Source organism: Actinotalea solisilvae (genome assembly GCF_016464425.1).
GTDB lineage: Bacteria > Actinomycetota > Actinomycetes > Actinomycetales > Cellulomonadaceae > Actinotalea > Actinotalea solisilvae.
This window is the reverse complement of sequence record NZ_JADDKQ010000010.1, coordinates 217,671-242,825: the sequence shown is the minus strand read 5'-3', so window position 1 is coordinate 242,825 and position 25,155 is coordinate 217,671. Positions and strand designations below refer to the sequence as shown.

Genomic DNA, 25,155 nt, shown 5'->3' with positions numbered 1-25,155 from the left:
CACCCCCCAGACACCTGGAGCAGACCCGACGTGGCTGAGTTCATCTACACCATGTACAAGGCGCGCAAGGCGCACGGCGACAAGGTGATCCTCGACGACGTCACCATGAGCTTCTACCCGGGCGCCAAGATCGGCGTCGTGGGCCCGAACGGCGCCGGCAAGTCGACCATCCTCAAGATCATGGCCGGCCTCGACCAGCCGTCGAACGGCGAGGCGCGGCTCTCGCCGGGCTACACCGTGGGCATCCTGCTGCAGGAGCCGCCGCTCAACGAGTCCAAGACGGTGCTCGGCAACGTCGAGGAGGGCGTCTCCGAGATCAAGGGCAAGCTCGACCGGTTCAACCAGATCTCCGAGGAGATGGCGAACCCGGACGCCGACTACGACGCGCTGCTCGAGGAGATGGGCAAGCTCCAGGAGGCCATCGACGCGGCCAACGCCTGGGACCTCGACTCGCAGCTCGAGCAGGCCATGGACGCGCTGCGCTGCCCGCCGCCGGACGCGGACGTGTCCGTCCTGTCCGGTGGTGAGCGCCGCCGCGTCGCGCTGTGCAAGCTGCTCCTCGAGAAGCCCGACCTGCTGCTGCTCGACGAGCCCACCAACCACCTCGACGCCGAGAGCGTGCTGTGGCTCGAGCAGCACCTGTCGCAGTACGAGGGCGCCGTCCTCGCCGTCACCCACGACCGGTACTTCCTCGACCACGTCGCCGAGTGGATCGCCGAGGTCGACCGCGGCCGGCTCTACCCGTACGAGGGCAACTACTCCACGTACCTCGAGAAGAAGCAGCAGCGCCTCGAGGTCCAGGGCAAGAAGGACGCCAAGCTCGCCAAGCGCCTCAAGGACGAGCTCGAGTGGGTCCGGTCGTCGGCCAAGGGCCGCCAGACCAAGTCGAAGGCGCGCCTGGCGCGCTACGAGGAGATGGCTGCCGAGGCGGACCGCACGCGGAAGCTGGACTTCGAGGAGATCCAGATCCCGCCGGGCCCCCGGCTCGGCAGCGTGGTCATCGAGGCGAAGGACCTGCGCAAGGGCTTCGACGACCGCGTGCTCATCGACGACCTGTCCTTCTCGCTGCCCCGCAACGGCATCGTCGGCGTCATCGGCCCCAACGGCGTCGGCAAGACGACCCTGTTCAAGACGATCGTCGGCCTCGAGCCGCTCGACGACGGCGACCTGCGGATCGGCGAGACGGTCAAGCTCTCCTACGTCGACCAGTCCCGCGGCGGGCTCGACCCGACGAAGAACCTCTGGGAGACCGTCTCCGGCGGGCTCGACTTCATCAAGGTCGGCAACGTCGAGATGCCGTCGCGGGCCTACGTCGCGGCGTTCGGCTTCAAGGGCCCGGACCAGCAGAAGCCGACCGGCGTGCTGTCGGGTGGCGAGCGGAACCGGCTCAACCTCGCCCTCACGCTCAAGCAGGGCGGCAACGTGCTGCTGCTCGACGAGCCCACCAACGACCTCGACGTCGAGACCCTGGGTTCGCTCGAGAACGCCCTGCTCGAGTTCCCGGGCTGCGCCGTCGTGGTCTCCCACGACCGGTGGTTCCTCGACCGGGTCGCGACGCACATCCTCGCCTACGAGGGCACCGAGGAGGACCCGTCGCGCTGGTACTGGTTCGAGGGCAACTTCGAGTCCTACGAGGCCAACAAGGTCGAGCGCCTGGGCGCCGACGCCGCGCGGCCCCACCGCGTGACGTACCGCAAGCTCACGCGCGACTGAGACGCGCCCCCGACGGGCCCGGCACCTCGTGCCGGGCCCGTCGTGCTGCCCCGGGCGGCCGCCCGGCCGGACGCCGGGCCGCCGAGCACGGGCATGATCGGTGCGCCTGCGCGAGACTGGCTGGACGTCCGGACGAAGGAGGCACGGTGACCTGGACCGACGAGGGTGCCCAGCGCCTCGCCGCCGGGCTGACCGGCCTGCGGGCCGCGGTGGCCGACCTGCGCCTGCCGCTGGACCTCGCGGGCGCCGAGCAGGACCGGCGCGCCGCGGCCGCGCTGGTCGACCACCTCGACGACTACCTCGTGCCGCGCGTGCGCCAGCTCGGCGCCCCGCTCCTGGCCGTCGTGGGCGGGTCGACCGGCGCGGGCAAGTCGACGCTCGTCAACAGCCTCGTCGGCGCGCAGGTGACGCCCGCGGGCGTCCTGCGCCCCACCACCCGGTCGCCGGTCCTCGTGCACCACCCCGACGACGCCGCCTGGTTCACCACGGACCGCGTGCTCCCGCGGCTGCCGCGCGTCACCGGGCCGGACGCCGTCGGCCGCGCCCTGCGGCTCGCGCCCGACACGTCCGTCCCGCGCGGGGTCGCGCTGCTCGACGCCCCGGACATCGACTCCGTGGTCGTCGAGAACCGCGAGCTCGGCGAGGAGCTGCTGGGCGCGGCGGACCTCTGGGTGTTCGTCACGACCGCGGCGCGCTACGCCGACGCGGTGCCCTGGGACCTGCTCGCCGCGGCCGCGCGCCGCCGGGCCGTCGTCGCGATGGTGCTCAACCGGGTGGACCCCGGCGCCGAGGACGCGGTGCGCTCGCACCTCGGGTCGATGCTCACCGAGCACGGCCTCGCGGACACGCGCCTGTTCACCGTCCCGGAGTCCCGCCTCGTCGACGGGCTGCTGCCGCCTGCGGCCACCGTCGAGCTGTCCGGCTGGCTGCGCCGCGTGGCGGGGGACGCCGTCGCGCGCCAGGAGGTCGTGCGCCGCACGGTCCAGGGCGCGGTCGACGACGTCGTCGCGCGTGCACCGGCGCTCGCCGCCGCGGCCGACGCGCAGGTCGCGCACGTCGCGCGGCTGCGCGAGGTCGCCCTGGACGCATACCGCGACGCGGCGCGGGCGGTCGAGACGGCGACGCAGGACGGGACCATGCTCCGCGGCGAGGTGCTCGCCCGGTGGCAGGAGTTCGTCGGCACCGGCGAGCTGTTCCGCGCGATCGAGAGCACCGTGAGCACGTGGCGCGACCGCGCGAGCGCCTTCCTGCGCGGGCGTCCGGCGCCCGAGCCGGTCGCGGACGCCATCGGGCACGGCCTCGTGGACCTCGTCCAGGACGCCGCGGACCGCGCGGCGGACCACACCTACGCGACGTGGCGCGCCGACCCGGCGGGCTCGCGCCTGGTCGACGGGCTGCGCCTGAGCCGGTCGTCGGCGGACCTGCGCGAGCGCATCAGCGCCGAGGTCCGCGCGTGGCAGGCCGGCGTGATGGACCTCGTCTCGACCGAGGGTGCCGACAAGCGCATGACCGCGCGGGTGCTGTCCTTCGGGGTCAACGGGCTCGGCGCGGCGCTCATGGTCGCGATCTTCGCCTCGACGGGCGGCCTCACCACCGCGGAGGTCGGGGTCGCCGGCGGCACCGCGGTCCTCGCCCAGCGCCTGCTCGAGGCCGTCTTCGGCGACGACGCGGTGCGCCGGCTCACGCGGACCGCGCAGGAGGACCTCGCGGCCCGGATGACCCGGCTCCTCGACGACGAGGCGCACCGGTTCACCACCGGCCTCGACGCGCTGGACCTCGGCACGCGCTCGGGCGAGGCGGTCCGGCTCGCCGCCCAGCAGGTCGCGCTCGCCGCGCCGGGCGGGACGCCCGAGCGCGAGCCGGAGCCCGCCACCCGGTGGGACGAGCCGGTCGTCGAGGTGCCGGCCGAGGAGCCCGGCGGCCTGCGCGGATGGTGGCGGCGGCTGTGGCAGGTGTGACCGTCGCCGAGCGCCTCGACGCGCTCGCCCACGCGGTGCGGGTGGGCCGCGACGTGATGCCCGAGGCGGTCGTCGAGGCGGCCCAGGGCCTCGAGGACCGCGCCGGCCACCGGCTGCGCCTGTCGGCCGACCACACGGTCGCCGCGCTCGCGGGCGCCACGGGCTCGGGCAAGTCGTCGCTCCTCAACGCGCTCGCGGGGGAGCCGCTGGCCGAGGTGGACGTGCTCCGCCCGACGACGTCGGAGGCGCTCGCCGTCGTGCGCGGACGCGACGGGTCCGCGGGTCTGCTCGACTGGCTCGGCGTGCGGCGTCGGCACCAGCTGCCCGAGGACGACGCGACCGACGCACCGGCGGGTCCGGCGTCCGGGACGGCGTCGGGCGCGGCACCGCGCGTGCGGCTCGGCCGCGGCCCGCGGACCCCCGGCGGGCTCATCCTGCTCGACCTGCCCGACCACGACTCCGTCCGCACCGAGCACCGCCTCGAGGCCGAGCGCCTCGTCGCGCTCGTCGACCTCATGGTCTGGGTGCTCGACCCGCAGAAGTACGCGGACGCCGTCGTCCACGAGCGGTACCTGCGCGGGCTCGTCGAGCACCGCGACGTCATGCTCGTCGTGCTCAACCAGGTCGACCGGCTCACCGACGCCGAGCGCCGGGCCTGCCACGCCGACCTGCAGCGGCTCCTGGCCGAGGACGGTCTCGCGGGTGTGCGCGTGCTCGACGTCTCGGCGCGGACGGGCGAGGGCGTCGACGCGCTGCGCGCCGCGCTCGACGACGCCGCGGCGCGCCGGGTCGCCGCGCAGGCCCGGGTCGAGGCCGACGTCGTGCGCCTCGCGCGCCAGGTGCAGGCCGCCTGCGGCCCGGTCGGTCGCGGCGGACGGACCCCGTCCACGTCGGAGCTCGTGACGTCGCTCGCGGGCGCGGCGGGGGTCCCCGCGGTCGCCGAGGCGGTGCGGGGGACCCGCCTGCTGCGCGCTCGCCAGGCGACGGGCTGGCCGCCCACGCGCTGGCTCAGCCGGCTGCGCCCGGACCCGCTGCGCCGCCTGCACCTCGGCGAGGGGACCGGCGGGGGGCAGGGCCGCGGCGAGCGCCGGCCGAGCATGCCCGACGTCGTCCGCACATCCGTGCCGCGACCGGGCCCGGCCGAGCTGGCGCGCGTCCGCGCGGCGGTCCGCGACTACACGGACGCGGCGACCGCGTCGCTGCCGGACGCCTGGGTGCTCGAGGCGCGCGGACGGACCGAGGGGAGCGCGGAGGCGCAGGCGCTGCCCGACGCGCTCGACCGCGCGGTGTCGGGGACGCAGGTCATCAGCGACCGCCGCCCGGTGTGGTGGACGGTCGTCGGGGTGCTCCAGTGGCTCCTGCTGCTCGTCGCCGTCGCGGGGCTCGTGTGGCTCGGCGTCCTGTGGGGCCTCGACGCGCTGCGCATGCCCGTGATCGAGCCGCCCGCGTGGGACCAGGGCCAGGTGAGCATCCCCGTCCCGACGCTCGCCGCGGTCGGCGGCACGCTGGTGGGCCTTATCCTGGCCGGGATCGCGCGGCTGCTGGCGGGCGTGGGGGCGCGCCGTCAGGCGCGGCGCGCGACCGCGCACCTGCGCGAGGCCGTCGCCGACGTCGCAGGCCGGCACGTCGTCGCCCCGGTGCGCGAGGTTCTCGAGCGGCACGACGAGTGCGCCCGCGCGGCGGCACGCGCGGTCGGCTGACCGGCCCCGCCCGGTCGTACCGGCAGGATGGCCGCATGACCCGACTGCACGTCCCCGTCCCCCTGCGCTGGGCGGATCTCGACGCCTACGGCCACGTCAACAACGTCGCCGTGCTCCGACTGCTCGAGGAGGCGCGCATCGCGGCGTTCTGGCGCCACGGCGAGGCCGCGGGGGACTGGCCGACCGCGGTGCTCGACGCGGGGCCGGGCGCGGGCACGCACACCCTCGTCGCGCGGCAGGAGATCGAGTACCTCCTGCCCCTCGGGTACCGCCGGGAGCCCGTGACCGTCGAGATGTGGATCGGCCACCTCGGCGGGGCGAGCATCGACGTCTGCTACCAGCTCACGGCGGGCGGGACGGGCGCCGACCGCGCGGTCTTCGTCCAGGCCACGACGACGCTCGTGCTCATCGACGCGGCGACCGCCCGGCCGCGCCGCATCACGGCCGAGGAGCGAGCGGTCTGGGAGCCCTACGTCGAGGCCCCGGTCGCGATGCGGCGGCGGCCCGACCGGGCGCGCGCGGACGCTTGACCCTCCCCCTGGGGCAGGCACGAGAGTGGCCGCATGACCACGACGCACGAGCGTGACGGGCTCCTGACGATCGGCCGCCTGGCCGAGCGGACGGGGCTGAGCCTCAAGGCCCTGCGGCTCTACGACGCCATGGGCCTGCTGCCGCCCACGCGGGTCGACGTGGCGACGGGGTACCGCTACTACGACGCGACGCAGCTCGAGCGGGCACGCCTCATCGGCCTGCTGCGCCAGGTCGACATGCCGCTCGCGACGATCGACGCGCTCCTCGCGGACCGCGACCCCGAGCGCCTGCGCGCGTGGTGGCGCGGCGTCGCGGCCGACCACCGCGACCGCGAGGGCGTCGTGCGGTACCTCCTCGCACAGCTCGACGGCGGCCCGCGCCCGTCGTTCGACGTGCGGACCCGCGCGGTGCCGGACGAGAAGGTCGCCACGACGTCCGCGCACGTGCTGCAGCCCGACCTCCCGCGGTACATCCCCGAGGCGATCGGCCTGCTCCGGGACCACGTGGTGGCCTGCGGAGCGACCCCGCGCGACATCGACTGGACCGTCTACCACGGCGTCTCCACCGCCGACTCGGCCGGGCTCGTGGAGGTGTGCGTCCCCTTCGCGGGCACGGTCGACCCCACGACGCAGGTGACGGTCCGCGTCGAGGCGGCGCACCACGAGGCGTACGCGCGGCTGACCAAGGCGCAGGTCCGCCCCCCCGACGTCATGTTCGCGTTCGACGCCGTCGCGTCGTGGGTCGACGCCCACGGCCTCGCGCGCACCCTCGCGCCGCGCGAGGTCTACTTCGCCGACTTCGTCGCCGTCGCCGACGACGAGCTCGCGGTCGACGTCGCGTTCCCGTTCGCGCCCGGACACGCCGCGCCCGACGGCGGCGCGCCGGACGAGCGTCGCGCACGACGACGGTGGTGCGGCGTGAGCGCGCCGGCCGCGGTCGAGCGGTACCGCCGCCACACGCCGTACAGCGATCCCGGACCGCACGCCGACCTCCTGCGGACCCTCCCCGCCGACCCCGGCGCGCTCGCGACGGCGGTGCGCGGGCTCGTCGTGCACTACGTCGCGAGCGGGCTCACCTTCACGCCCGAGCGGCTCGCGGAGATCGACAGCCGCTGGACGGCGGTGATCCTCGAGCACCTGCGCGGGCTGGACCCGGCGCCGCTCGACCGGCCGCGCGAGGCAGCGGCGTGCGCCGTCGGCTGCTGCCGCGACGTCACGCTCCTGGTCGTCGCCGCGGCGCGCGAGCACGGCATCCCCGCGCGCAGCCGGGTCGGCTTCGCGCCCTACCTCCTCGAGGGCTGGGCGTTCGACCACGTGGTCGCCGAGTACTGGCACGACGGCGACCGGCGCTGGGTGCGCGTGGACGCCCAGATGGACCCGGCCGCCTTCGCGGTCGACGTCACCGACCTCGGCACCGACGCCGCGAGCCCGTTCCGCACGGCGGCGCACGTCTGGCTCGACCACCGGGCCGGACGGCTCAGCGAGGCCGACCTCGAGGGCTACGGCGTGAGCCCGGACCTGCCCCTGCGAGGTCGCTGGTTCGTGCGGAACTACGTGCTCGCGGAGGTCGCGCACCTCGCGGGCCACGAGCTCCTGCTCTGGGACCTGTGGGGGGCGATGGTCGCGCCCGAGGTCGGGGCGGACGGCGACCTCGTCCCCGTGGCACCACCGGCGGACCCTGCGCTCGACGCGCTCGTCGACGAGGTCGCGCGTGTGCTCGTCGACCCGCTCGCGCCGCCCGAGGCGCTCGACCGCCTGCTCGAGGACCCGCGGCTCGACCCGCGCACCGGCGTGGTGTGCGACTCGCCGACGGGCCGGCGCGAACCGGTCGACCTGACCGGGCACGCCTGAGGGCGCCGCCCGGCCCAGGAGGTCAGCGGCCGGACGCGCCGCTCTCCGCCTGCGCCAGCCGCTCCGCCTCGGCCGCCATGCCCCGCTGCATCCCGCCGAACACGACGCCGTGGAACGGCGCGACCGACCACCAGTAGAGCTGTCCGGCGAGCCCGTGCGGGTGGAACGTCGCCACCTGGCGCAGCGTCGAGCCGCCGTCGGGCTCGGGACGCACCGCGAGCTCGAGCCAGGCGAGGCCCGGCAGCCGCATCTCCGCGCGCAGGCGCAGCATGCGCCCCGGGACGACCTCCTCGACGCGCCAGAAGTCCACGGCGTCGTCGACGAGGAGGCGCCGCGGGTCCCGCCGGCCGCGGCGCAGGCCCGGGCCCCCGGAGATCCGGTCGAGCAGGCCGCGGACCTGCCAGGCGAGCGGCCACGAGTACCAGCCGCGCTCCCCGCCGACCTCCTGGAGCACGCGCCAGACGGCGTCGGGCGGCGCGTCGACGCGGGTGCGCCGCTCGTCGCGGTACAGCGAGCCGCCCGCCCAGTCCGGGTCGCTCGGGAGGGGGTCGCTCGGGGCGTCCTGCACCGACGCGGACGACCACCGGGTCGCCACGTCGGCGTCCTGCACCTTGGCGAGCGCCAGGCGCAGGGCGTCGTCGAAGCCCAGCAGCCCCTCGGGCGGGTCGGGCAAGTGTTCGGCGATGTCGTGCTCGTCGCACACGACCTCGTGCACGAGCGACTCCACGAGCGGTCGCGCCAGCCCGGCCGGGACGGGGGTGACCAGCGAGACCCACAGGCTCGACAGCCGCGGCGTGAGGACCCCGACGCCGACGATGACGCGGCGCCGCAGGCCGGCGACCGCGGCGTAGCGGTGCATCATCTCGCGGTACGTCAGCACCTCCGGCCCGCCGATGTCGAACGCCCGGCTCACCTCCGGCGGCATCGACGCGCTGCCGACGAGGTAGCGGAGCACGTCCCGGATCGCGATGGGCTGGATGCGGTTGTCCACCCACCGCGGCGTCGTCATCGCCGGCAGCCGCTCGGTGAGGTAGCGCATCATCTCGAACGACGCCGAGCCCGAGCCGAGGATCACCGCGGCGCGCAGGACGGTCGTGGGGACGCCCGACGCGAGCAGGATCTCGCCGACCTCCTTGCGGGACTCGAGGTGCGGCGAGAGGTCCTGGCCGTCGGGGTAGAGGCCGCCGAGGTACACGATGCGCCCGACGCCCGCCTCGCGCGCCGCCTGCGCGAACGTCAGCGCGGTCCGGCGGTCGCGCGCCTCGAACTTCCGGCCCGAGCCGAGCGAGTGGATGAGGTAGTAGGCGACGTCGGCGCCCTCGAGCGCGGCGCGCAGCCCGTCGAGATCGGACGCGTCCGCCTCGACGACGTCGACCCGGTCGACCCAGTCGCGCCCCTGCAGCCGGCCGGGGTTGCGCGCGACCGCGCGGACCCGGTAGCCCGCGTCGAGGAGCTCCGGGACCAGCCGCCCGCCGACGTACCCCGTCACGCCGGTCACGGCGGCCACCTGCGTCATCGCCCGAGCGTAGGCGCTGGCCCCGTCCCGCGCCCCCGGTGGTGAGGTCCCGCGGGCGGGCTTAGCGTCGACTCAGCTACGTGCACGAGGGGGCGGACAGTGGCGACCACGGACTCAGCGGCGGGCACACCCGGTCAGCAGGAGCAGTACGACACCGGGCGGGCCGTGCTCCTCGCCACGGTGGCAGCGTTGGGCGGCTTCCTCTTCGGGTTCGACACGGCCGTCATCAACGGGGCGGTGACCGCCATCAGGGACGAGTTCGGCATGGGCGCGGGGCTCACCGGCTTCGCCGTGTCGTCGGCGCTCCTCGGCTGTGCGGCGGGCGCGTGGGCCGCCGGGCGCCTCGCCGACCGGCAAGGCCGGATCAAGGTCATGCTGCTCTCCGCGCTCCTGTTCACCGTCAGCGCGATCGGCTCGGGCCTCGCCGTCGGACCGTGGGACCTCATCGCGTGGCGCCTGGTCGGCGGCCTGGGCATCGGCGCGGCCTCGGTCATCGCGCCCGCCTACATCGCGGAGATCTCGCCCGCGTCCATCCGGGGCAGGCTGGGCTCGTTGCAGCAGCTCGCGATCGTGCTGGGCATCTTCGTCGCGCTCCTCACCGACTACTTCCTCGCGACGGCCGCGGGCGGCGCGGCCGAGGACCTGTGGCTCGGCTTCGAGGCGTGGCGCTGGATGTTCGCGTCCGCCGCCGTGCCGGCGGTCGCCTACGGGGTGCTCGCGCTGCAGATCCCCGAGTCGCCGCGGTACCTCGTCTCGCGCGGCGAGGACGCCGACGCCCGGTCGGTCCTCGGGCAGATCCTGCGGACGGGCATCGACGAGCGCCTGCGCGAGATCAAGCGGACGGTCTCGACCGAGGCGCGCTCCTCGATCAAGGACCTCCGCGGGCCGGTCCTCGGCTTCCTGCCCATCGTGTGGGTGGGCATCGCGCTGTCGCTGTTCCAGCAGTTCGTCGGGATCAACGTCATCTTCTACTACTCGTCGACGCTGTGGCGCAGCGTCGGCTTCAGCGAGGACGACGCGCTGCTCCAGACGGTGATCACCTCGGTGACGAACATCGTCGTGACGCTCGTCGCCATCTCGATCATCGACAAGGTCGGGCGGCGGGTGCTCCTCCTGGTGGGTTCCGCCGGCATGGTCGTGAGCCTCGGCCTGCTCGCGGTCACGTTCGCGACCGCGCGCGTGGTCGACGGGGAGCCCGTCCTGGACGGCACGGCCGGCGTCGTCGCGCTCGTCGCGGCGAACCTCTTCGTCGTCTTCTTCGGCGCGTCCTGGGGACCCGTCGTCTGGGTGCTGCTGGGGGAGATGTTCAACAACCGGATCCGCGCGAGCGCGCTGGGCCTGGCGGCCGCGGCGCAGTGGGTCGGCAACTTCCTCATCTCCACGACGTTCCCGGCGCTCGCCGCCGTGGGGCTGTCGCTCGCGTACGGGCTCTACACGGCGTTCGCGCTGCTCTCGTTCTTCTTCGTGCTGAGGTTCGTGCGGGAGACGAAGGGCAAGGAGCTCGAGGACATGGAGTGACGGACCCGTCGGTCAGGTGAGCAGGTCGACGAGCGCCCGCTCGGCGGCCGCGCGCGTGCGGCGGTGGCCGATGGTCCGGCCCCGCTCCCACAGGTCGATGAGGCGCGGGTCGATGTAGGACGCGCGGCACACGGCCGGCGTGTTGCCCAGCTCCTCGGAGACCTCCTTGACGACCTGCGAGACGACGCGCTTGCGCGCCCGCTCGGACGACGGCGGATCGCCCGCGTCGGCGAGCGCCGCGGCGGCGAGCACGGTCGCGTGCCACGTGCGGAAGTCCTTGGGCCGGGCCTCGGGACCGAGGCGCTCCTTGACGTACGCCTGGATGTCCGCCGTCACGACGTCCTTCCAGCCCTCGTCGTACCAGGCGAGGAGCTCGGGGTTGTCGTCGTCGCGGTCGCGCAGCTCGCGCACGAGCCGCGCGACGACCTTGTCGTCGACCTGGCTGTGGCGCTCCTGGCCGGACTTGGCGGGGTAGGTGAAGCTCACCGTCTCGCCGTCGACCCGCACGTGCTCGCGCAGCACCGTCGCGAGGCCGTACGAGCCGTTCTGCTTGGCGTAGGTCTCGCCGCCGGCGCGGAAGTAGGCCTCGTCGAGCAGGCGGAACGCGAGCGCGAGCGCCTTCTCGCGCGGCATGCCGGGCCGCGCGAGGTCCTGGGTCACCTTCTTGCGGGCGTTCGGCAGCCGGCGTGCCATGAGCAGCACCTGCTCGTGCTTGGCCCGGTCGCGCCGCGCGCGCCACTGCGGGTGGTAGAGGTACTGGCGGCGCCCCGCGTCGTCCGTCCCGAGCGCCTGGATGTGGCCGTTCTCGGCGGGGCTGATCCACACGTCCTGCCAGGCGGGCGGGATGACGAGCCCCTCGCAGCGCGCGACGAGCTCGGGGTCGGTGATCCGCTGCCCCTGCTGGTCGAGGTAGATCACCCCGCGCCCCTGGCGCCGGCGCGTCCAGCCCGGGTCGGTGGGACGAACCCGGCGCAGTCGTGGCATGCGGACAGTGTGGGGTGGACCCGCGCACGCGGCACGCCGAGCGCGCCGCGCCTCAGGCGAGCCGCACCATGCCCTCCTGGGCGATGGACGCGACGAGTGTGCCGTCGCGCGTGAAGACCTCGGCGAGGCCGAGGCCGCGCCCGCCCTGGGACGACGGCGTCGACTGGACGTAGAGCAGCCACTCGTCGACCCGCACCGGGCGGTGCCACCACATCGCGTGGTCGAGGCTCGCGATGGCGAGGTCCGGGGTCGCCCAGCTCGCGCCGTGCCGGCGCAGCACCGGCTCGAGCATGACCTGGTCGCACGCGTACGCCAGCAGCGCGCGGTGCAGCACCTGGTCGTCGGGCAGGGGCCCCCGCGCGCGCATCCACACGCGCTGGTCGGACCGCTCGGGCGCGGGGTCGAGGTAGATCGAGCTCTCGACGTGGCGCAGGTCGAAGGCGCTCGACTGCGTCCAGAACGCCGCCACGGGGTGGTCGACGGCGGCGAGCACGTCGAGCGCGCTGGGGACGTCCTCGGGGTCGGGCACGTCGAGCGGCCGCGCCAGGGCGTGCTCGGCGCCGGGCTGGTCGACCTGGAAGGAGGACGTCATCGACAGGATCGGCACGCCACGCTGGAACGCGTGCGTGCGCCGAGCGCTGAAGGAGCGGCCGTCGCGCAGGCGCTCGACGGAGAACGTGATGGGCTCGCGCACGTCGCCCGGGCGCAGGAAGTAGCCGTGCACCGAGTGGGGGAGGCGGTCGCCGTCGAGCGTGCGCGACGCCGCGAGCAGCGTCTGGGCGAGCACCTGGCCGCCGAACACGCGGCCGCCCGGTTTGGGCAGGCTCTGCCCGACGAACGTGTTCTCGTCGGTCTGCTCGAGCTCGAGCACGTCGAGCACCGTGGTGAGCGGGTCCGGGGTGACGGCCGGCATCCGGGGGGCGGGCGCGGCGGACGCCGTCGTGCCCGGGGTCGCGTCGGTCATCGGTCTCCTCGCGTCATGGCTGGTTCAGTCCTCGAACGTGTTGACCATCGCGTGCGCGGCGCGCTCGAGGTAGTCCCAGAGGGTGGCGTGCTGCAGCGGGGGCAGGTCGAGGGAGTCGAGGGCGGTGCGCATGTGCGCGAGCCACCGGTCCCGTGCGGCGGGGTTGACCTTGAACGGTGCGTGGCGCAGGCGCAGGCGCGGGTGTCCGCGCTGCTCGCTGTAGGTGGTGGGGCCGCCCCAGTACTGCTCGAGGAACCCCTGGAGCCGCTCGGCCGCGGGGCCGAGGTCCTCCTCGGGGTACATCGGGCGCAGCAGGGGGTCCTCGGCGACCTCGGCGTAGAACGCGGCGACCAGGCGGCGGAACGTCTCGGCCCCGCCGACGGCGGCGTAGAAGCTGTCGGGCACGGGGGCGAAGGTCACCCCACCATTGTCGCGCACACGCGGACGGCGCCCGCCCCGGGGAGGGACGGGCGCCGTCGTGCCGCGGTGACCGGGGCTCAGTGGTCAGGCTCAGTGCTCGGGGGTCAGCAGGTACTGCTCGAGGGCGTCGAGCGCGGCCTCGGCACCCTCGCCGTCGGCCTCGAGGACGACGTCCTCGCCGCCCTTCGCGCCGAGCGCCATGACGGCGAGGATGCTCGACGCCGACGCGGGGGCGCCGCCGTCCTTGCGGATCGTCACGGGGACGGGCTGCTGGCCGGCCAGCTGGACGAAGAGCGCGGCGGGGCGGGCGTGCAGCCCCTCGGCGATGGCGACGGTGACGCGACGTTCGGGCACGGCGACCTCGATCTCTGGGTGGTGGGTCTCTCGGAGGGCGGACGGCGGCCGGTGCGACCGCACGCTGGACGGCTGGAGATGCCGCTGCTCCGCCGGACCGGGTCCGGCGGAGCAGCGGCGGGAGCGACTAGACCTTCGGTGCCCGGGCGTCCCTGACGCCCGTCGACCCGGCGGTCGCGACCGCCGGCTCGTCGGTCGGCTGGTCGACGAGGACGTTGTTCGGGTCCGCCGCGGCGTCGTCGTCCTCGCGGCCCGGCGTCCGCAGGTTCCACTTCGTGATGACGAACCGGAAGAGGAAGTAGTAGACGACCGCGTAGCCCAGGCCGATGAGGATGAGGAGCAGCGGCTGCTCGGCGATCCGGAAGTTGAGCAGGTAGTCGATGACGCCGGCCGAGAAGCCGAAGCCGGACCGGACGTCGAGCGCGTTGACCAGCGCGAGCGAGGTGCCCGTGAGGATCGCGTGGATGACGTACAGCGGGTAGGCCACGTAGACGAACGCGAACTCGAGCGGCTCGGTGACGCCGGTGACGAACGAGACGAGCGCGGCCGAGCCCATGATGCCCGCGATGACCTTGCGCTTGCCCGGCTTGGCCGTGTGGACGATCGCGAGGGCCGCGGCCGGCAGGGCGAACATCATGATCGGGAAGAAGCCGGCCTGGAAGATGCCCGCGGTCTCGTCGCCCGCGAGGAAGCGCGGGATGTCGCCGGCGACGACGGTGCCGGCCGAGTTCGTGTACTCGCCGAACTGGAACCACGGCACGGAGTTGAGCAGGTGGTGCAGGCCGATGGGGACGAGCAGACGGTTGAGCGTGCCGAACACGAAGCCGCCGAGCACCGCGGAGCCGGTGACCCAGTCGCTCACGCCCGTGAGGACGGCGTCGAACCCGCGGTAGAGGAACGCGCCGATGACGGCGACGAAGATCGCGACGAACGCGGTGACGATCGGCACGAAGCGGCGGCCGCCGAAGAAGGCGAGGTAGGCCGGCAGCTTGATCCGGTAGTACCGCTGGTAGAGGAGCGCGGCGACGAGGCCGATGACGATGCCACCGAGCACGCCGTAGTTGATGAGCTCCTGCGACTCGCCCTCGCCGGCGCGGCCCAGCACGTAGGGCGACAGGGCGTCGGAGACGCCCTTGAAGACGAGGTAGCCGATGAGGGCCGCGAGGCCCGTCGAGCCGTCGGACTTGCGTGCGTAGCCGATGGCGACGCCGAGCGCGAAGATCATGGGCAGGTTGCCGAAGAGGGCGTTGCCGGCGGCGCCGAGGACGTCGGCGACGGGCAGCAGCCAGTCGCCCCAGGCGCCGGCGAGGCCGTCGGCCCCGAGCATGTCGGGCTGGCCGAGGCGCAGCAGGAGCGCGGCGGCCGGCAGGGAGGCGATCGGCAGCATGAGGGAGCGGCCGATCCGTTGCAGCTGGGCCAGCCCGGGGATGGGCCGCTTCTCGCGGACCTCGGTGGCTGTCGTGGCAGTCATGCGCGAGCACTCCTCGATGTCGGTGTGCGTCGGCGGGCACCGGCGCGTCAGTGATCCGGCTGCGTCCACGCACTCAGCACACCGGCGGCGCCCGGGCCGCGGCGGCATCGACGGGGCCCGAACTGGTGCATCGCTGGGGGTGTGCTAGATGTCTGGACCAGTTGGGCATCACCATGGTGGAATGGCGCCGCCGGTGTCAATGGGACACGACGTCCACGACGTCCGTGACCGACGCAGACGCACCGGGCGCCGCCGGGCACCCGGACGGGCGCAGGGCGCGACGGAGCGGAAGGGCGGTGCGGCCACGGTGCGTCACTCCGTCCTCAAGTACGTCCGGGTCCGCGACTACCTCCGCTCGCTCGTGACCCACGAGCTCGCCGTCGGCGACGCCATCCCATCCGAGCGCGTCCTGTGCGAGCGGTTCGGCGTGTCCCGGATGACCGTGCGCCAGGCCGTCGACGCGCTCGTCGTCGAGGGGCTGCTGCAGCGCGAGCAGGGCCGGGGCACGTTCGTCGCGCCGTCGAAGATGGACCTGGAGGTCCGCCTCGCGTCCTTCGGCGAGGAGATGCGGCGCCGCGGCATGGTGCCGTCGAGCACGGTCCTCACCGTCGAGGAGGTGCCCGCCACGCCCGACGTCGCCGACGCGCTCGACCTCGTCCCGGGTGAGCCCGTGCACTACCTGCACCGCGTCCGCCACGCCGACGGCGAGCCCATGGCGATCGAGCAGTCCTGGGTGCCGGCCGCGCTCGTGCCCGGCCTGCTCGTCGACGGGGCGCCCGAGAGCATCTACGGCGAGCTGCGTCGGCGCGGGCTCGACCCGGACTGGGGCGAGGACACGGTCGCCGCCTCCGAGGTCGACGCCCAGGACGCCGCGCTGCTCGGGCTGCGGCCCGGCGCCGCCGTCCTGCGCCTCGCGCGGCGTACCTTCGCGGGGGACGTGGCGTGCGCCTACTCCCGGTCCAGCTACCGTGCGGACAGGTACGTGCTGTGGGTGCCCCTGCGGGCCCCGCGGCCGGCGCTCACGCCGCGCGGTGACGACGGCGGGGCCACGAGCACGAGCCCGACCGGGGCGGCCGCCCCGGAGCGGATGGCGACGGCAGGCAGCGCGCGTGCCGACGGCGGGGAGGAGTGAGCTGGTGACCACGTACGACGACCGGGCCGCCCGGATCCTCGCCGCCCTGGGCGGCGTCGAGAACATCGTCGACATCGAGCCGTGCACCACGCGGCTGCGCTCGGAGGTGCGCGACACGGCCCGCGTCGACGTGCCCGCGCTGCGGGCCGCGGGCGCGCACGGCGTCATGGTCGCGGGACGCGTCGTCCAGGTCGTCGTCGGACCGAGCGTGGACGTCCTGGCGAGCGAGCTCGAGGACCTGATGTGACTACTGTGGACGTTCGGCGACAGGGCCGTCGTCGTGATGGAGGAGGAACCGATGAGCAAGGCTGAGCAGATCCTCGCGGCCCTGGGCGGCGACGCGAACATCATCGACCTCGAGCCGTGCATCACCCGCCTGCGGGTCGAGCTCGAGGACCCGTCGCTGGTGGACGAGGCCGCCCTCAAGGCGACCGGCGCGTTCGGCGTCGTGCGCTCGGGGCGGGTCGTGCAGGTCGTCGTGGGACCCGAGGCGGACACGCTCGCGTCCGACATCGAGGACCTGCGCTGATGCCGCTGACGCTCGTGGCGCCCGTCGCCGGGACCGTCATGGCGATGGCCGAGGTGCCGGACCCGGTGTTCGCGAACGCCATCGTGGGCCCGGGACTCGCGGTCGACCCCGCGCAGGGCGACGACGGCGGCCCCGCGGACGCCGTCGCGCCCGCGGACGGGACCATCGTCAAGCTGCACCCGCACGCCTTCGTCGTGCAGCTCGACGAGCACCGCGCCGTCCTCGTGCACCTCGGGCTCGACACCGTGCAGCTCGCCGGCGAGGGGTTCACGCTCCACGTCGCCGAGGGCGCGCAGGTGCGCACCGGGGACCGCGTGGTCAGCTGGGACCCGGCGGCCGTCGCGGCCGGGGGACGCTCGCCGGTCGTGCCCGTCGTGGCGGTCCAGGGGGAGACCTCCGCGGTCCGCGGTCTCGTCGAGCCGGGTGAGCGCGTGACCGTGGGCACCCCGTTCCTCGAGTGGGACTGACGCCCGCGTCCGAGCAGGCCGTCGAGGACGCGCTCGCCGAGCGGCTCGCCCGCCCGGGGGCCGGGCTCCTCCTCGACCTCGACGGCACCCTCGTCGACAGCGAGCCCGTCCACCGGGCGGCGTTCGCGCGCTACTTCGCGGCGCGCGGCTGGGACGTGCCTGACGCCGTCGTGCGCGAGTTCATGGGGCGGCGCGCGACGGAGGTGTTCCCCGTGCTCGACGGGCCGTGGCGGGGCGAGGACCCGGTCGCGCTCACCGCGGCCGTCGTGGACGAGCTGCGGCGCGGCACGCAGCGCCCCCTCCCGGTCCCGGGCGCTGCCGAGACCCTCGCCGCGTGCGACGAGCTCGGGCTCCCCGTCGCGGTCGTGACCTCGGCGCACCTCGAGTGGGCCGACGGCGCGCTCGCGACGCTCGCGGCCCCGCGGCCGCCGGCCGTGACGTGGGAGGACTGCACGGAGGGCAAGCCGCACCCCGAGCCGTACCGGCGCGGCGCGGCGCTGCTGGGGCTGGACCCGACGGCGCTGGTCGCGGCCGAGGACGCCGTCGCCGGCGTCGCGTCGGCGCGCGCCGCCGGGGTCGGGTTCGTCGTCGGCATGACGACGAGCGTCACCGCCGCGGGGCTCGCGGACGCCGACGTGCACCTCGCGGACCTCACCGTGCTCGCGCGGGCCGTGCGGCGCGCAGCCCGCGGCTAGGCTGGGGCGGACCCGGGGGGGACGCATGAGGGATCGGCTGGACCGCTCGACGCTGCAGGTCGTCGCCCCGATGGCCGGCACCGTCGTCGACCTCGCGGACGTCCCGGACCCCGTCTACTCGGGCGCCGTCGTCGGCCCCGGGCTCGCGATCCTGCCCGACGAGCCCGCGGCTCCCGCGGCTCCCGCGGGCAGCGGGCTCCCGGTCGTCGCCCGCGTCGTCGTCGTGGCGCCCTGCCCCGGCCGGGTGAGCGGCGTCTACCCCCACGCGCTGATGATCCAGGCGGACCACGACCGTTCGGTCCTCGTGCACCTGGGTCTCGACACGTCCCAGCTGGAGGGGCAGGGCTTCGACGTGGCCACGGCCGACGGCGACCGCGTCGAGCGCGGGCAGCCCGTCCTCGCGTGGTCGCCCGCCGACGTGCGCGGCGGCGGCCGGTCGACCCTGTGCCCGCTCGTCGCGCTCCAGGCGCAGCCCGAGGACGTCGTGCTCCTCGTCGAGGCGGGCGACGCCGTCGTCGAGGGTCAGCCCGTGCTGCTCTGGTCCTGAGCGGGGGCGCGCGGGACCTCGCGCTCGACGAGGACCTCGCGGCGCGGCAGCGCGAGCGGCACGCCCTCGGCCGCGAGCGAGGACTGGATGCGCGACCGCAGCTCGCGCTGCACCTCCCACTGCTTGGACGGGACCGTCTTGACCAGGGTGCGGAGCATGACGGACTCGCCCGTGAGGTCCTCGAAGGACGTCACCTCCGGGTCGTCGAGGAGCAGCGGGGCGAACGCCTCGTCGGCCGCGACGCTCGTCGCGGCCGCGCGCAGCACGCCGACGACGTGGTCGAGGTCCTGGTCGAGCGCGACGCGGACCTCGACGATCGCGCGCGACCAGCCCTGCGTCTTGTTGCCGACGCGCAGCACCTCGCCGTTGCGCACGTACCAGAGCGTGCCCTGGAGGTCGCGGACCTGCGTGACGCGCAGGCCCACGGCCTCGACCGTGCCGGACGCCTCACCCAGGTCGACGACGTCGCCGACGCCGTACTGGTCCTCGACGAGCATGAAGATGCCCGAGAGGAAGTCCTTGACGAGCGTCTGCGCGCCGAAGCCGAGCGCGACGCCGACCACCCCCGCGGACGCGATCACGGGGCCGAGGTTCCAGTCGTTGATGTTGGCGACCGCGGTGAGCACGCCGATGCCGACGACGAACGCGGCCGACGAGCGCAGCACCGAGCCCATCGTCTCCGCGCGCTGGACGCGCCGGGCCACCGTCAGCGCGCTGGACTCGGCGACGGCGGCCCCCACGCGCGTGCTCATGAGCAGGCGCCGGGCGCCGCGGCGCACGCGGGCGCCGCCCTCGACGACCGACCGCACCGCGCGCGTGATGGCCCAGCGCAGCAGCGCGAGCACGACCACGCCGACCAGGACCGCGACGAGGCTCTGCAGCGGCGCGCCGAGCAGCCAGTCGAACCAGCGCGCGGGCGCCTCGGTCACGTCGGCGGCCAGGACGGCGGGCGCAGCCGGAGCGGCGGGCGCGGGCAGGGAGGGGAGGAACGGCAGGGAAGGCATGGACCGCAAGGCTAGTTCGTCGCGCTGCCCGGTACCGCACCGGCGGCCGCACGCGCGGTCGCTCGGGCGGCGTCGCGCAGGCCCGTCTGCCGCGCGACGAACGCGAGCTGCTCGGACGCGAGGCCGAGGGTCCGGCTGAGGGAGCGGCCGCCGTGCCCCACGCCCGTCTCGCGCCGCAGCAGCACGGGCGCGCGCCCGACGTCGGCCGACGTCGCGTGCTGGAGGGCCGCGCACGTCTTGCGCGCGTGCAGCGGGTCGACGCGCGTGTCGCCCTCGAAGACGGTGAAGAGGACGGCGGGGGAGGCGGGCCCGCTCCCGGGCTCGTCGCCCGCCGCGTCGACCGCCCGGTGGTACGGCGAGTAGGCGAGCAGCCAGCCGAGCTCGGTCGGGTCGGCCGCGTCGCCGTACTCCTCGGTCCACGTCACGCCGAGGCCGAAGTGCTGGTAGCGCACCATGTCGAGCAGCGGGGCGCTGCACACCGCGGCCGCGACGAGGTCGGGGCGCTGCGTGACGACCGCGCCGACGAGCAGGCCGCCGTTCGAGCCGCCCCACACCGCGAGCCGGTCGGACGCCGTCCAGCCGGACGCCACGAGGTGCTCGGCGACGGCGTGGGCGTCGTCGAACACGTGCTGCTTGTGCTCGCGCATGCCCGCGCGGTGCCACTCCTCGCCCTCCTCGCCGCCGCCGCGCAGGTTCGCGACGACGTACGCGCCCCCGGCCTCGACCCACGCGAGCGCGGTCGCCGAGTAGGCGGGGTCCAGCGAGACCTGGAAGCCGCCGTAGCCGTAGAGGACGGTGGGCAGCGGCGCGCGCGGCGTCCCGTCGTCGGCCAGGAGGTCGGCGCGCACGGTCGCGAGCGCGCGCACGGGCGTGCCGTCGGCGCTCGCCACGGTGAGCTGCGTGGTGCGGACGTCGGGCAGGTCCGGCAGGGCGCCGGGCGGCGCGGCCCAGAGGTCGGTACCGCCCGTGCGCGCGTCCCAGCGCCGGATCGCGGCCGGCGACGTCGTCGCCGTCCAGCCGAACCAGAGCTCGCGCCCGCCCGTCGGCCGGCGCGCGAGCCCGGTCACCGTGCCGGCGCCGGGGAGCGCGATGCGGCCGCGCGCGCCGGGCAGCGGCGCGCCGTCGGCCGGGTCGTGCACCGTGAGCTCGCTCACCGCGTGCCGGGTCCGGAGCGCGACGAGCTCGGTGGGGCGGCGCGGGTCGTCAGTCGCGGCGCCGTCCCCCTCGTCGAGCAGGACGACGGCCCGCAGCACGGCCTCGTCGTCCTCGGGCAGGAGGGTGCGCCAGTGCTCCACGCCCGGGCGCTCGGGGTCCGTGACGGCGAGCCGCCCGCGCGGCGCGTCGAGGTCGGTGTGCAGGTAGAGCCGACCGTCGCGGCCCACCCAGGCCGCGGTCTCCGCGTCGAGCCCGACGACGACCGGGCGCAGGTCGGGCGCCTCGACCGGGCTCGCCGCGAGGTCCGCGATCCAGACGTCGGTGCGCGGCGCGGTCCCGGCCGAGGCCGAGACCACGAGCCAGCGGCCGTCGCGGGTCACCGTGACGCCGTAGTAGGTGGTGCGGTCGAGGCCGGCGCCGAACAGCTCGACGTCGTCGGCGGGGTCCGTGCCGATGCGGTGCAGCCACACGCGCCGGTGGTACTGCTCCTCGCCCGCGGGCACGAGCTCGGGCGCGAGGCGGCGGACGTAGACGAACGCGCGACCGCCCGGCAGCCACGCGACGGGCGAGTACCGGGCGCGGTCGACCGGGCCGTCGACGAGCGCGCCCGTGGCGACGTCGATCACGCGCAGCACGCTCTCCTCCGTCCCGCCGGACGACACCTGGTACGCGAGCAGGTCGCCCTCGACGCTCGGCTGCCACGCGTCGAGCGTCGTCGTGCCCGCGGGGTCGAGCGCGAGCGGGTCCACGAGCGTGCGCCGCGTGCCGTCGGCCGCGACGAGGTCGACGACCGCGTGCTCGGCGTCGCCCGCGCGGCGTGACTCGAACCACCGGTCGCCGCGCCACACGGGCGTGCCGACCGAGCCCGTCGCGAGGAGCTCGGCGAGGCGCGCGCGCCACCGGGCGACGTCCGGCGCCGCGGCCGCGCCGCCCGGGCCCCACCAGGCCTCGAGGAGCTCGTCCTGCGCGCGCGACCAGGCGGTCGTGGCGGGCGAGCCCGCGTCCTCGAGCCAGCGGTACGGGTCGCGCACCGGGCGTCCGGCGACGTCCTCGACGAGGTCGGTGCGCGGCGCGGACGGGTACGTGAGGGGAGGGGGGGCCGAGGTCATCCCCGCAGGCTACGGCGCGGTGCCGCCCCGCTCGCGCCGGGCCCACGACCGGCCGCACCCCGCTCGGCGCGCGCGGGGTGCGGGCGCCGCGTGCTCTGGCAGGATCGAACCCGTGCCGCACGCCGACCACCCGACCGGGGACCTGCCCGCACCGCTGCTCGCGCTCGCCGAGCGGTTCGGCGTCGTCCCCGACTTCTGGGGGTTCGGCGGCGAGAAGCGGACGGTGAGCGAGGCGACCCTCGTCGCCGTGCTCGCCGCCCTGGGCGTCGACGCCTCGACGCCCGAGCGCGCCGCCCTCGCCCTCGAGCACGCCGAGGACGACGAGTGGCGCCGGCCGCTGCCGCCGGCCGTCGTCCTGCGGCGGGGCACCACGCGTCGGGTCCCCGTGCACGTCCGGGACGGCGACACCGTCGAGACCTGGCTCGAGCTGGACCCCGAGGCCGGGGGCGGGCGCCGCGCCGTCGCCCAGGTCGACCACTACGTCCCGCCGCGCACCGTGGACGGCCGCGTGGTGGGCCGCGCGACCGTCGAGGTCCCGGCGGACCTGCCGCTCGGCTGGCACACCCTCGTCGCGCAGAGCGGCGGCACGACGTCGCGCGCGACGGTGGTGGTCACGCCCGAGCGCCTCGAGCTGCCCCACGGGCTGGCCGAGCGTCGCGCGTGGGGGTTCATGGCGCAGCTCTACTCTGTGCGCTCCGAGCGCTCGTGGGGCGTGGGCGACCTCGCCGACCTGCGCGAGATCGCGTGGATGTCCGCCCACCGTTCGGGCGCCGACTTCCTGCTCATCAACCCCCTGCACGCGGCCGAGCCCGTGGCGCCGCTGTCGCCCTCGCCCTACCTGCCGACCAGCCGGCGCTTCGTCAACCCGCTCTACCTGCGCGTGGAGGACATCCCCGAGACGGCGTACCTGCCCGTCGCCGAGCGCTCGCTGATCGAGTGGCAGGCCGAGGAGGCTCGCCCGCTGAGCACCGAGCCGGGCCCGATCGACCGCGACACGGCGTGGGAGGCCAAGCGCGTCGCACTCGACGTCGTGTTCGCCGCGCCGCGCTCGACCGCGCGCGAGCTCGCGTTCGCCGCGTTCCGTCGCGAGCAGGGCGAGGGCCTCGAGGACTTCGCCCTGTGGTGCGCGATGAGCGAGCACTTCGCGGGCCGCGAGTGGCCCGAGGGCGCCGACGACCGCCACTCCGACGTGGTCAAGGCCCTGCGCACCGAGCTCGCGGAGCGCATCACGTTCTACTGCTGGCTCCAGTGGGTCGCGGACGAGCAGCTCGCGGCCGCCCAGCGCGCCGCGGTCGAGGGCGGCATGCGGCTCGGGATCATGCACGACCTCGCGGTCGGCGTGCACCCCGAGGGCGCGGACGCGTGGTCGATGCGGGACGTCCTGGCGCAGGGGGTCTCGGTCGGCGCGCCGCCGGACATGTACAACCAGCAGGGCCAGGACTGGTCGCAGCCGCCGTGGCGCCCCGACGCGCTCGCGCGCGCCGCCTACGCGCCGTACCGCGACATGCTCCGCACGGTGCTGCGGCACGCGGGCGCGATCCGCATCGACCACGTCATCGGGCTGTTCCGCCTGTGGTGGATCCCGCAGGGACAGGGCGCGCAGGACGGCGCCTACGTCCGGTACGACCACGAGGCCCTCATCGGCATCCTGTGCCTCGAGGCGCACCGGGCCGGCGCGGTCGTCATCGGCGAGGACCTCGGCGTCTTCGAGCCGTGGGTCCGCGACTACCTCACGGAGCGCGGCGTGCTGGGCACGTCGGTCCTGTGGTTCGAGCGCGAGCACGACGCGCCGATGCCGCCCGAGCACTACCGGACGCTCGCGCTCGCGACGGTGACCACGCACGACCTCCCGCCCACCGCGGGCTACCTCGCGCTCGAGCACGTGGACCTGCGCGACCGCCTCGGGCTGCTCAGCGAGCCGGTCGAGGTCGTCCGGCAGGCGGCACGCGTCGAGCGCGACCAGATGCTCGGCGTCGTGGCACAGCGCGGGCTCGTCGGCCCGGACGCGTCCGAGCGCCAGCTCGTCGAGGCGCTGCACCGGCTCGTCATGGCCTCCCCGGCCGTCCTCGTCGGGGTGTCGCTCGCCGACGCCGTCGGCGAGCGGCGTGCGCAGAACCAGCCGGGCACGGACCAGGAGTACCCGAACTGGCGGGTCCCGCTGGCGGACTCGGCGCAGCGGCTCGTCATGGTCGACGACCTGTTCGACAACCCGCGGCTGAGGTCGCTCGTGGCGGCCCTGCGCGGCTGATGCCGCAGCACGAGCCGCACGCGGCGGGCCCGCCCGGCCGGCCCTCCGCGCCGACCCCGTCCCGCCGCGTCCGCGTCGTCGGGCCCGAGGGCGCGGGCAAGACGCACCTGGCGGGCCGCACGGCCGAGCTGCTCCGCGTGCCCCTGGTCGAGGTGGACTCCCTGGTCCGGCGCCCCGGCGGCGGCGTCGCCACGCCCGAGCAGTTCCGTGCCGCGTGCGGGCGCGCGCTCGCGGAGGCGCCCGACGGCTGGGTCGTGGACGGCGACGACGCGCACGAGGTCGGCCTGCGCTACGCCGACGCCGACGTCGTCCTGTGGGTCGACGCGCCGCTGCGGCGGACCGTGTGGATCCTGCTCGCGCGGGTCGTCCGCCCGCGCGCGGGCTGGCGTCGTGGCGCCGAGGCGCGCGTCCTGGGGTGGGCGGTGCGGCACCACGCCGGCGACCGGCGCCGGTGGGCCGCGCTCGCCGCGCGGGACCCCGAGCGGTGGCTCCGCCTCACGCCACGCGCGGCCGCGACCTGGGTCCCGGAGCCGGGCGAGCGGGTGCGGGTGCAACCGCGCCGGGTCCGCGTGCTGGGCACGTCCGGCACGGGGAAGACGACGTTCGCCGCGGCGGTCGCGCGCCGGCTGGGGCTGCCCCACCTCGAGCTGGACGCGGTCTTCCACCGGGCGGGCTGGCAGCCGGCGTCCGACGAGGAGTTCCGGGCGGCGGTCAGCGCGTTCGTCGCGTCCGCGCCGGACGGCTGGGTCGTCGACGGCAACTACCAGGCCCGGATCGGGCCGCTGCTCGACGACGCCGACGTCGTGGTCTGGCTCGACTACCCGCGTCGCGTCGTCATGGGTCGCGTGGTGCGGCGCACGGTGGTGCGCGCGGTGACGCGGCGCGAGCTCTGGAACGGCAACCGCGAGCCCTGGACCGGCATGTTCCGGCGCCGGCCCGAGGACAACATCGTGCTCTGGGCCTGGCGCACGCACGCCGAGCGCCGTCGACGGTTCGCGCTCCTCCGCGGCCCCCACTGGGTCCACCTCACGTCACCGGGAGCCGCCGACCGCTGGCTCGACACCCTCCCGCCCTGACCGCGCGCCCCACTCCCGCACGCCCATCCCCACCCCCCACCCCCACCGAGCGCGGAGCGTCGTGCCACGACTCACCGGCGTGTCCGGGCACGGCGCTCCGCACTCGCGGCACGGGGCTCCGCGCGAGGGCACGTGGCTCCGCGCTCGGGGGCCGTGTGATGGCGCCGAGGGGCGGGCGGACGGGTTCGGGTGTGGGGGGCGGGCTGCCCGCCGG

22 protein-coding genes are annotated in these 25,155 nt (G+C 75.6%); 14 read left to right on the top strand and 8 right to left on the bottom strand.

The genetic code is table 11. The features are described 5' to 3' along the window. Positions 1–30: 30 nt before the first annotated feature. The 5 genes from ettA to JIG38_RS11435 all read left to right on the top strand — a co-directional run bounded on the left by ettA (position 31) and on the right by JIG38_RS11435 (position 7,752). Positions 31–1,713 carry an energy-dependent translational throttle protein EttA gene (gene ettA / locus JIG38_RS11455; protein WP_199423933.1) on the top strand — a complete coding sequence of 561 codons (1,683 nt, stop codon included), beginning with the start codon at positions 31–33 and terminating at the stop codon, positions 1,711–1,713. 146 nt (positions 1,714–1,859) lie between these two features. Continuing rightward, the gene (locus JIG38_RS11450) at positions 1,860–3,671 is read left to right on the top strand and encodes a dynamin family protein (protein ID WP_199423932.1); all 1,812 of its coding nucleotides are present in this window, start codon (positions 1,860–1,862) and stop codon (positions 3,669–3,671) included. Next, on the top strand, positions 3,659–5,371 hold the full coding sequence (locus JIG38_RS11445; protein ID WP_199423931.1) for a GTPase: 1,713 nt from the start codon (positions 3,659–3,661) through the stop codon (positions 5,369–5,371). The genes JIG38_RS11450 and JIG38_RS11445 overlap by 13 nt, the downstream gene beginning before the upstream one ends. Positions 5,372–5,406: 35 nt before the next feature. After that, positions 5,407–5,901 (top strand): acyl-CoA thioesterase, encoded by a 495-nt coding sequence (locus tag JIG38_RS11440; protein ID WP_199423930.1) that lies wholly within the window; start codon positions 5,407–5,409, stop codon positions 5,899–5,901. Between the two features lie 33 nt (positions 5,902–5,934). After that, positions 5,935–7,752, top strand: a complete 1,818-nt coding sequence (locus JIG38_RS11435) for a MerR family transcriptional regulator (RefSeq protein ID WP_199423929.1) — start codon at positions 5,935–5,937, stop codon at positions 7,750–7,752. Positions 7,753–7,774: 22 nt separating this feature from the next. Here JIG38_RS11435 and JIG38_RS11430 read toward each other — a convergent pair whose 3' ends face one another. Then, a complete protein-coding gene (locus tag JIG38_RS11430) occupies positions 7,775–9,268 on the bottom strand; it encodes an SDR family oxidoreductase (protein ID WP_199423928.1) in 1,494 nt (497 codons plus the stop codon). Between the two features lie 99 nt (positions 9,269–9,367). Between JIG38_RS11430 and JIG38_RS11425 the strand changes: the two genes are divergently transcribed. After that, positions 9,368–10,786, top strand: a complete 1,419-nt coding sequence (locus JIG38_RS11425) for a sugar porter family MFS transporter (protein ID WP_199423927.1) — start codon at positions 9,368–9,370, stop codon at positions 10,784–10,786. Between the two features lie 12 nt (positions 10,787–10,798). On the opposite strand, the gene JIG38_RS11420 is transcribed toward JIG38_RS11425, so the two are convergent. From JIG38_RS11420 to JIG38_RS11400, 5 genes are all read right to left on the bottom strand, one after another. After that, entirely contained in the window at positions 10,799–11,770 is a 972-nt protein-coding gene (locus JIG38_RS11420; RefSeq protein WP_199423926.1) for a DNA topoisomerase IB, read from the bottom strand. 52 nt (positions 11,771–11,822) lie between these two features. Further along, entirely contained in the window at positions 11,823–12,734 is a 912-nt protein-coding gene (locus JIG38_RS11415; RefSeq protein WP_199423925.1) for an acyl-CoA thioesterase, read from the bottom strand. A 24-nt stretch (positions 12,735–12,758) separates the two neighbouring features. After that, positions 12,759–13,154 (bottom strand): globin, encoded by a 396-nt coding sequence (locus JIG38_RS11410; RefSeq protein ID WP_307844830.1) that lies wholly within the window; start codon positions 13,152–13,154, stop codon positions 12,759–12,761. Positions 13,155–13,244: 90 nt separating this feature from the next. After that, positions 13,245–13,508: an HPr family phosphocarrier protein gene (locus JIG38_RS11405; protein WP_199423924.1), complete on the bottom strand. Its 264-nt coding sequence runs from the start codon at positions 13,506–13,508 to the stop codon at positions 13,245–13,247. Positions 13,509–13,635: 127 nt separating this feature from the next. Next, complete coding sequence (locus JIG38_RS11400; RefSeq protein WP_199423923.1) at positions 13,636–14,979, bottom strand: PTS transporter subunit EIIC; 1,344 nt, start codon at positions 14,977–14,979, stop codon at positions 13,636–13,638. Between the two features lie 307 nt (positions 14,980–15,286). Between JIG38_RS11400 and JIG38_RS11395 the strand changes: the two genes are divergently transcribed. The 6 genes from JIG38_RS11395 to JIG38_RS11370 are packed head-to-tail and all read left to right on the top strand — an operon-like array spanning position 15,287 to position 18,349. Then, a complete protein-coding gene (locus tag JIG38_RS11395) occupies positions 15,287–16,111 on the top strand; it encodes a GntR family transcriptional regulator (RefSeq protein WP_307844829.1) in 825 nt (274 codons plus the stop codon). Positions 16,112–16,115: 4 nt separating this feature from the next. After that, positions 16,116–16,358, top strand: coding sequence for a PTS sugar transporter subunit IIB (locus JIG38_RS11390; RefSeq protein ID WP_199423921.1), 243 nt, complete (start codon positions 16,116–16,118; stop codon positions 16,356–16,358). Between the two features lie 51 nt (positions 16,359–16,409). After that, a complete protein-coding gene (locus JIG38_RS11385) occupies positions 16,410–16,640 on the top strand; it encodes a PTS sugar transporter subunit IIB (protein ID WP_199423920.1) in 231 nt (76 codons plus the stop codon). Beyond that, positions 16,640–17,107, top strand: coding sequence for a PTS sugar transporter subunit IIA (locus JIG38_RS11380; protein ID WP_199423919.1), 468 nt, complete (start codon positions 16,640–16,642; stop codon positions 17,105–17,107). The genes JIG38_RS11385 and JIG38_RS11380 overlap by 1 nt, the downstream gene beginning before the upstream one ends. Next, on the top strand, positions 17,098–17,802 hold the full coding sequence (locus JIG38_RS11375) for an HAD family hydrolase (protein WP_199423918.1): 705 nt from the start codon (positions 17,098–17,100) through the stop codon (positions 17,800–17,802). The genes JIG38_RS11380 and JIG38_RS11375 overlap by 10 nt, the downstream gene beginning before the upstream one ends. A gap of 25 nt (positions 17,803–17,827) precedes the next feature. Next, positions 17,828–18,349: a PTS sugar transporter subunit IIA gene (locus JIG38_RS11370; RefSeq protein WP_199423917.1), complete on the top strand. Its 522-nt coding sequence runs from the start codon at positions 17,828–17,830 to the stop codon at positions 18,347–18,349. Here the strand turns inward: JIG38_RS11370 and JIG38_RS11365 are convergent. Continuing rightward, positions 18,325–19,353, bottom strand: a complete 1,029-nt coding sequence (locus JIG38_RS11365; RefSeq protein WP_199423916.1) for a mechanosensitive ion channel family protein — start codon at positions 19,351–19,353, stop codon at positions 18,325–18,327. The two genes, JIG38_RS11370 and JIG38_RS11365, sit on opposite strands and share 25 nt — an antisense overlap. Before the next feature lie 11 nt (positions 19,354–19,364). Continuing rightward, positions 19,365–21,617 carry a prolyl oligopeptidase family serine peptidase gene (locus JIG38_RS11360; RefSeq protein ID WP_199423915.1) on the bottom strand — a complete coding sequence of 751 codons (2,253 nt, stop codon included), beginning with the start codon at positions 21,615–21,617 and terminating at the stop codon, positions 19,365–19,367. A 112-nt stretch (positions 21,618–21,729) separates the two neighbouring features. On the opposite strand from JIG38_RS11360, the gene malQ reads away from it, so the two are divergent. Together malQ and JIG38_RS20235 are read left to right on the top strand one after the other, a co-directional pair. Next, a complete protein-coding gene (gene malQ / locus JIG38_RS11355; protein WP_199423914.1) occupies positions 21,730–23,865 on the top strand; it encodes a 4-alpha-glucanotransferase in 2,136 nt (711 codons plus the stop codon). Further along, entirely contained in the window at positions 23,865–24,941 is a 1,077-nt protein-coding gene (locus JIG38_RS20235) for an AAA family ATPase (RefSeq protein WP_233404806.1), read from the top strand. The genes malQ and JIG38_RS20235 overlap by 1 nt, the downstream gene beginning before the upstream one ends. Positions 24,942–25,155 lie beyond the last annotated feature (214 nt).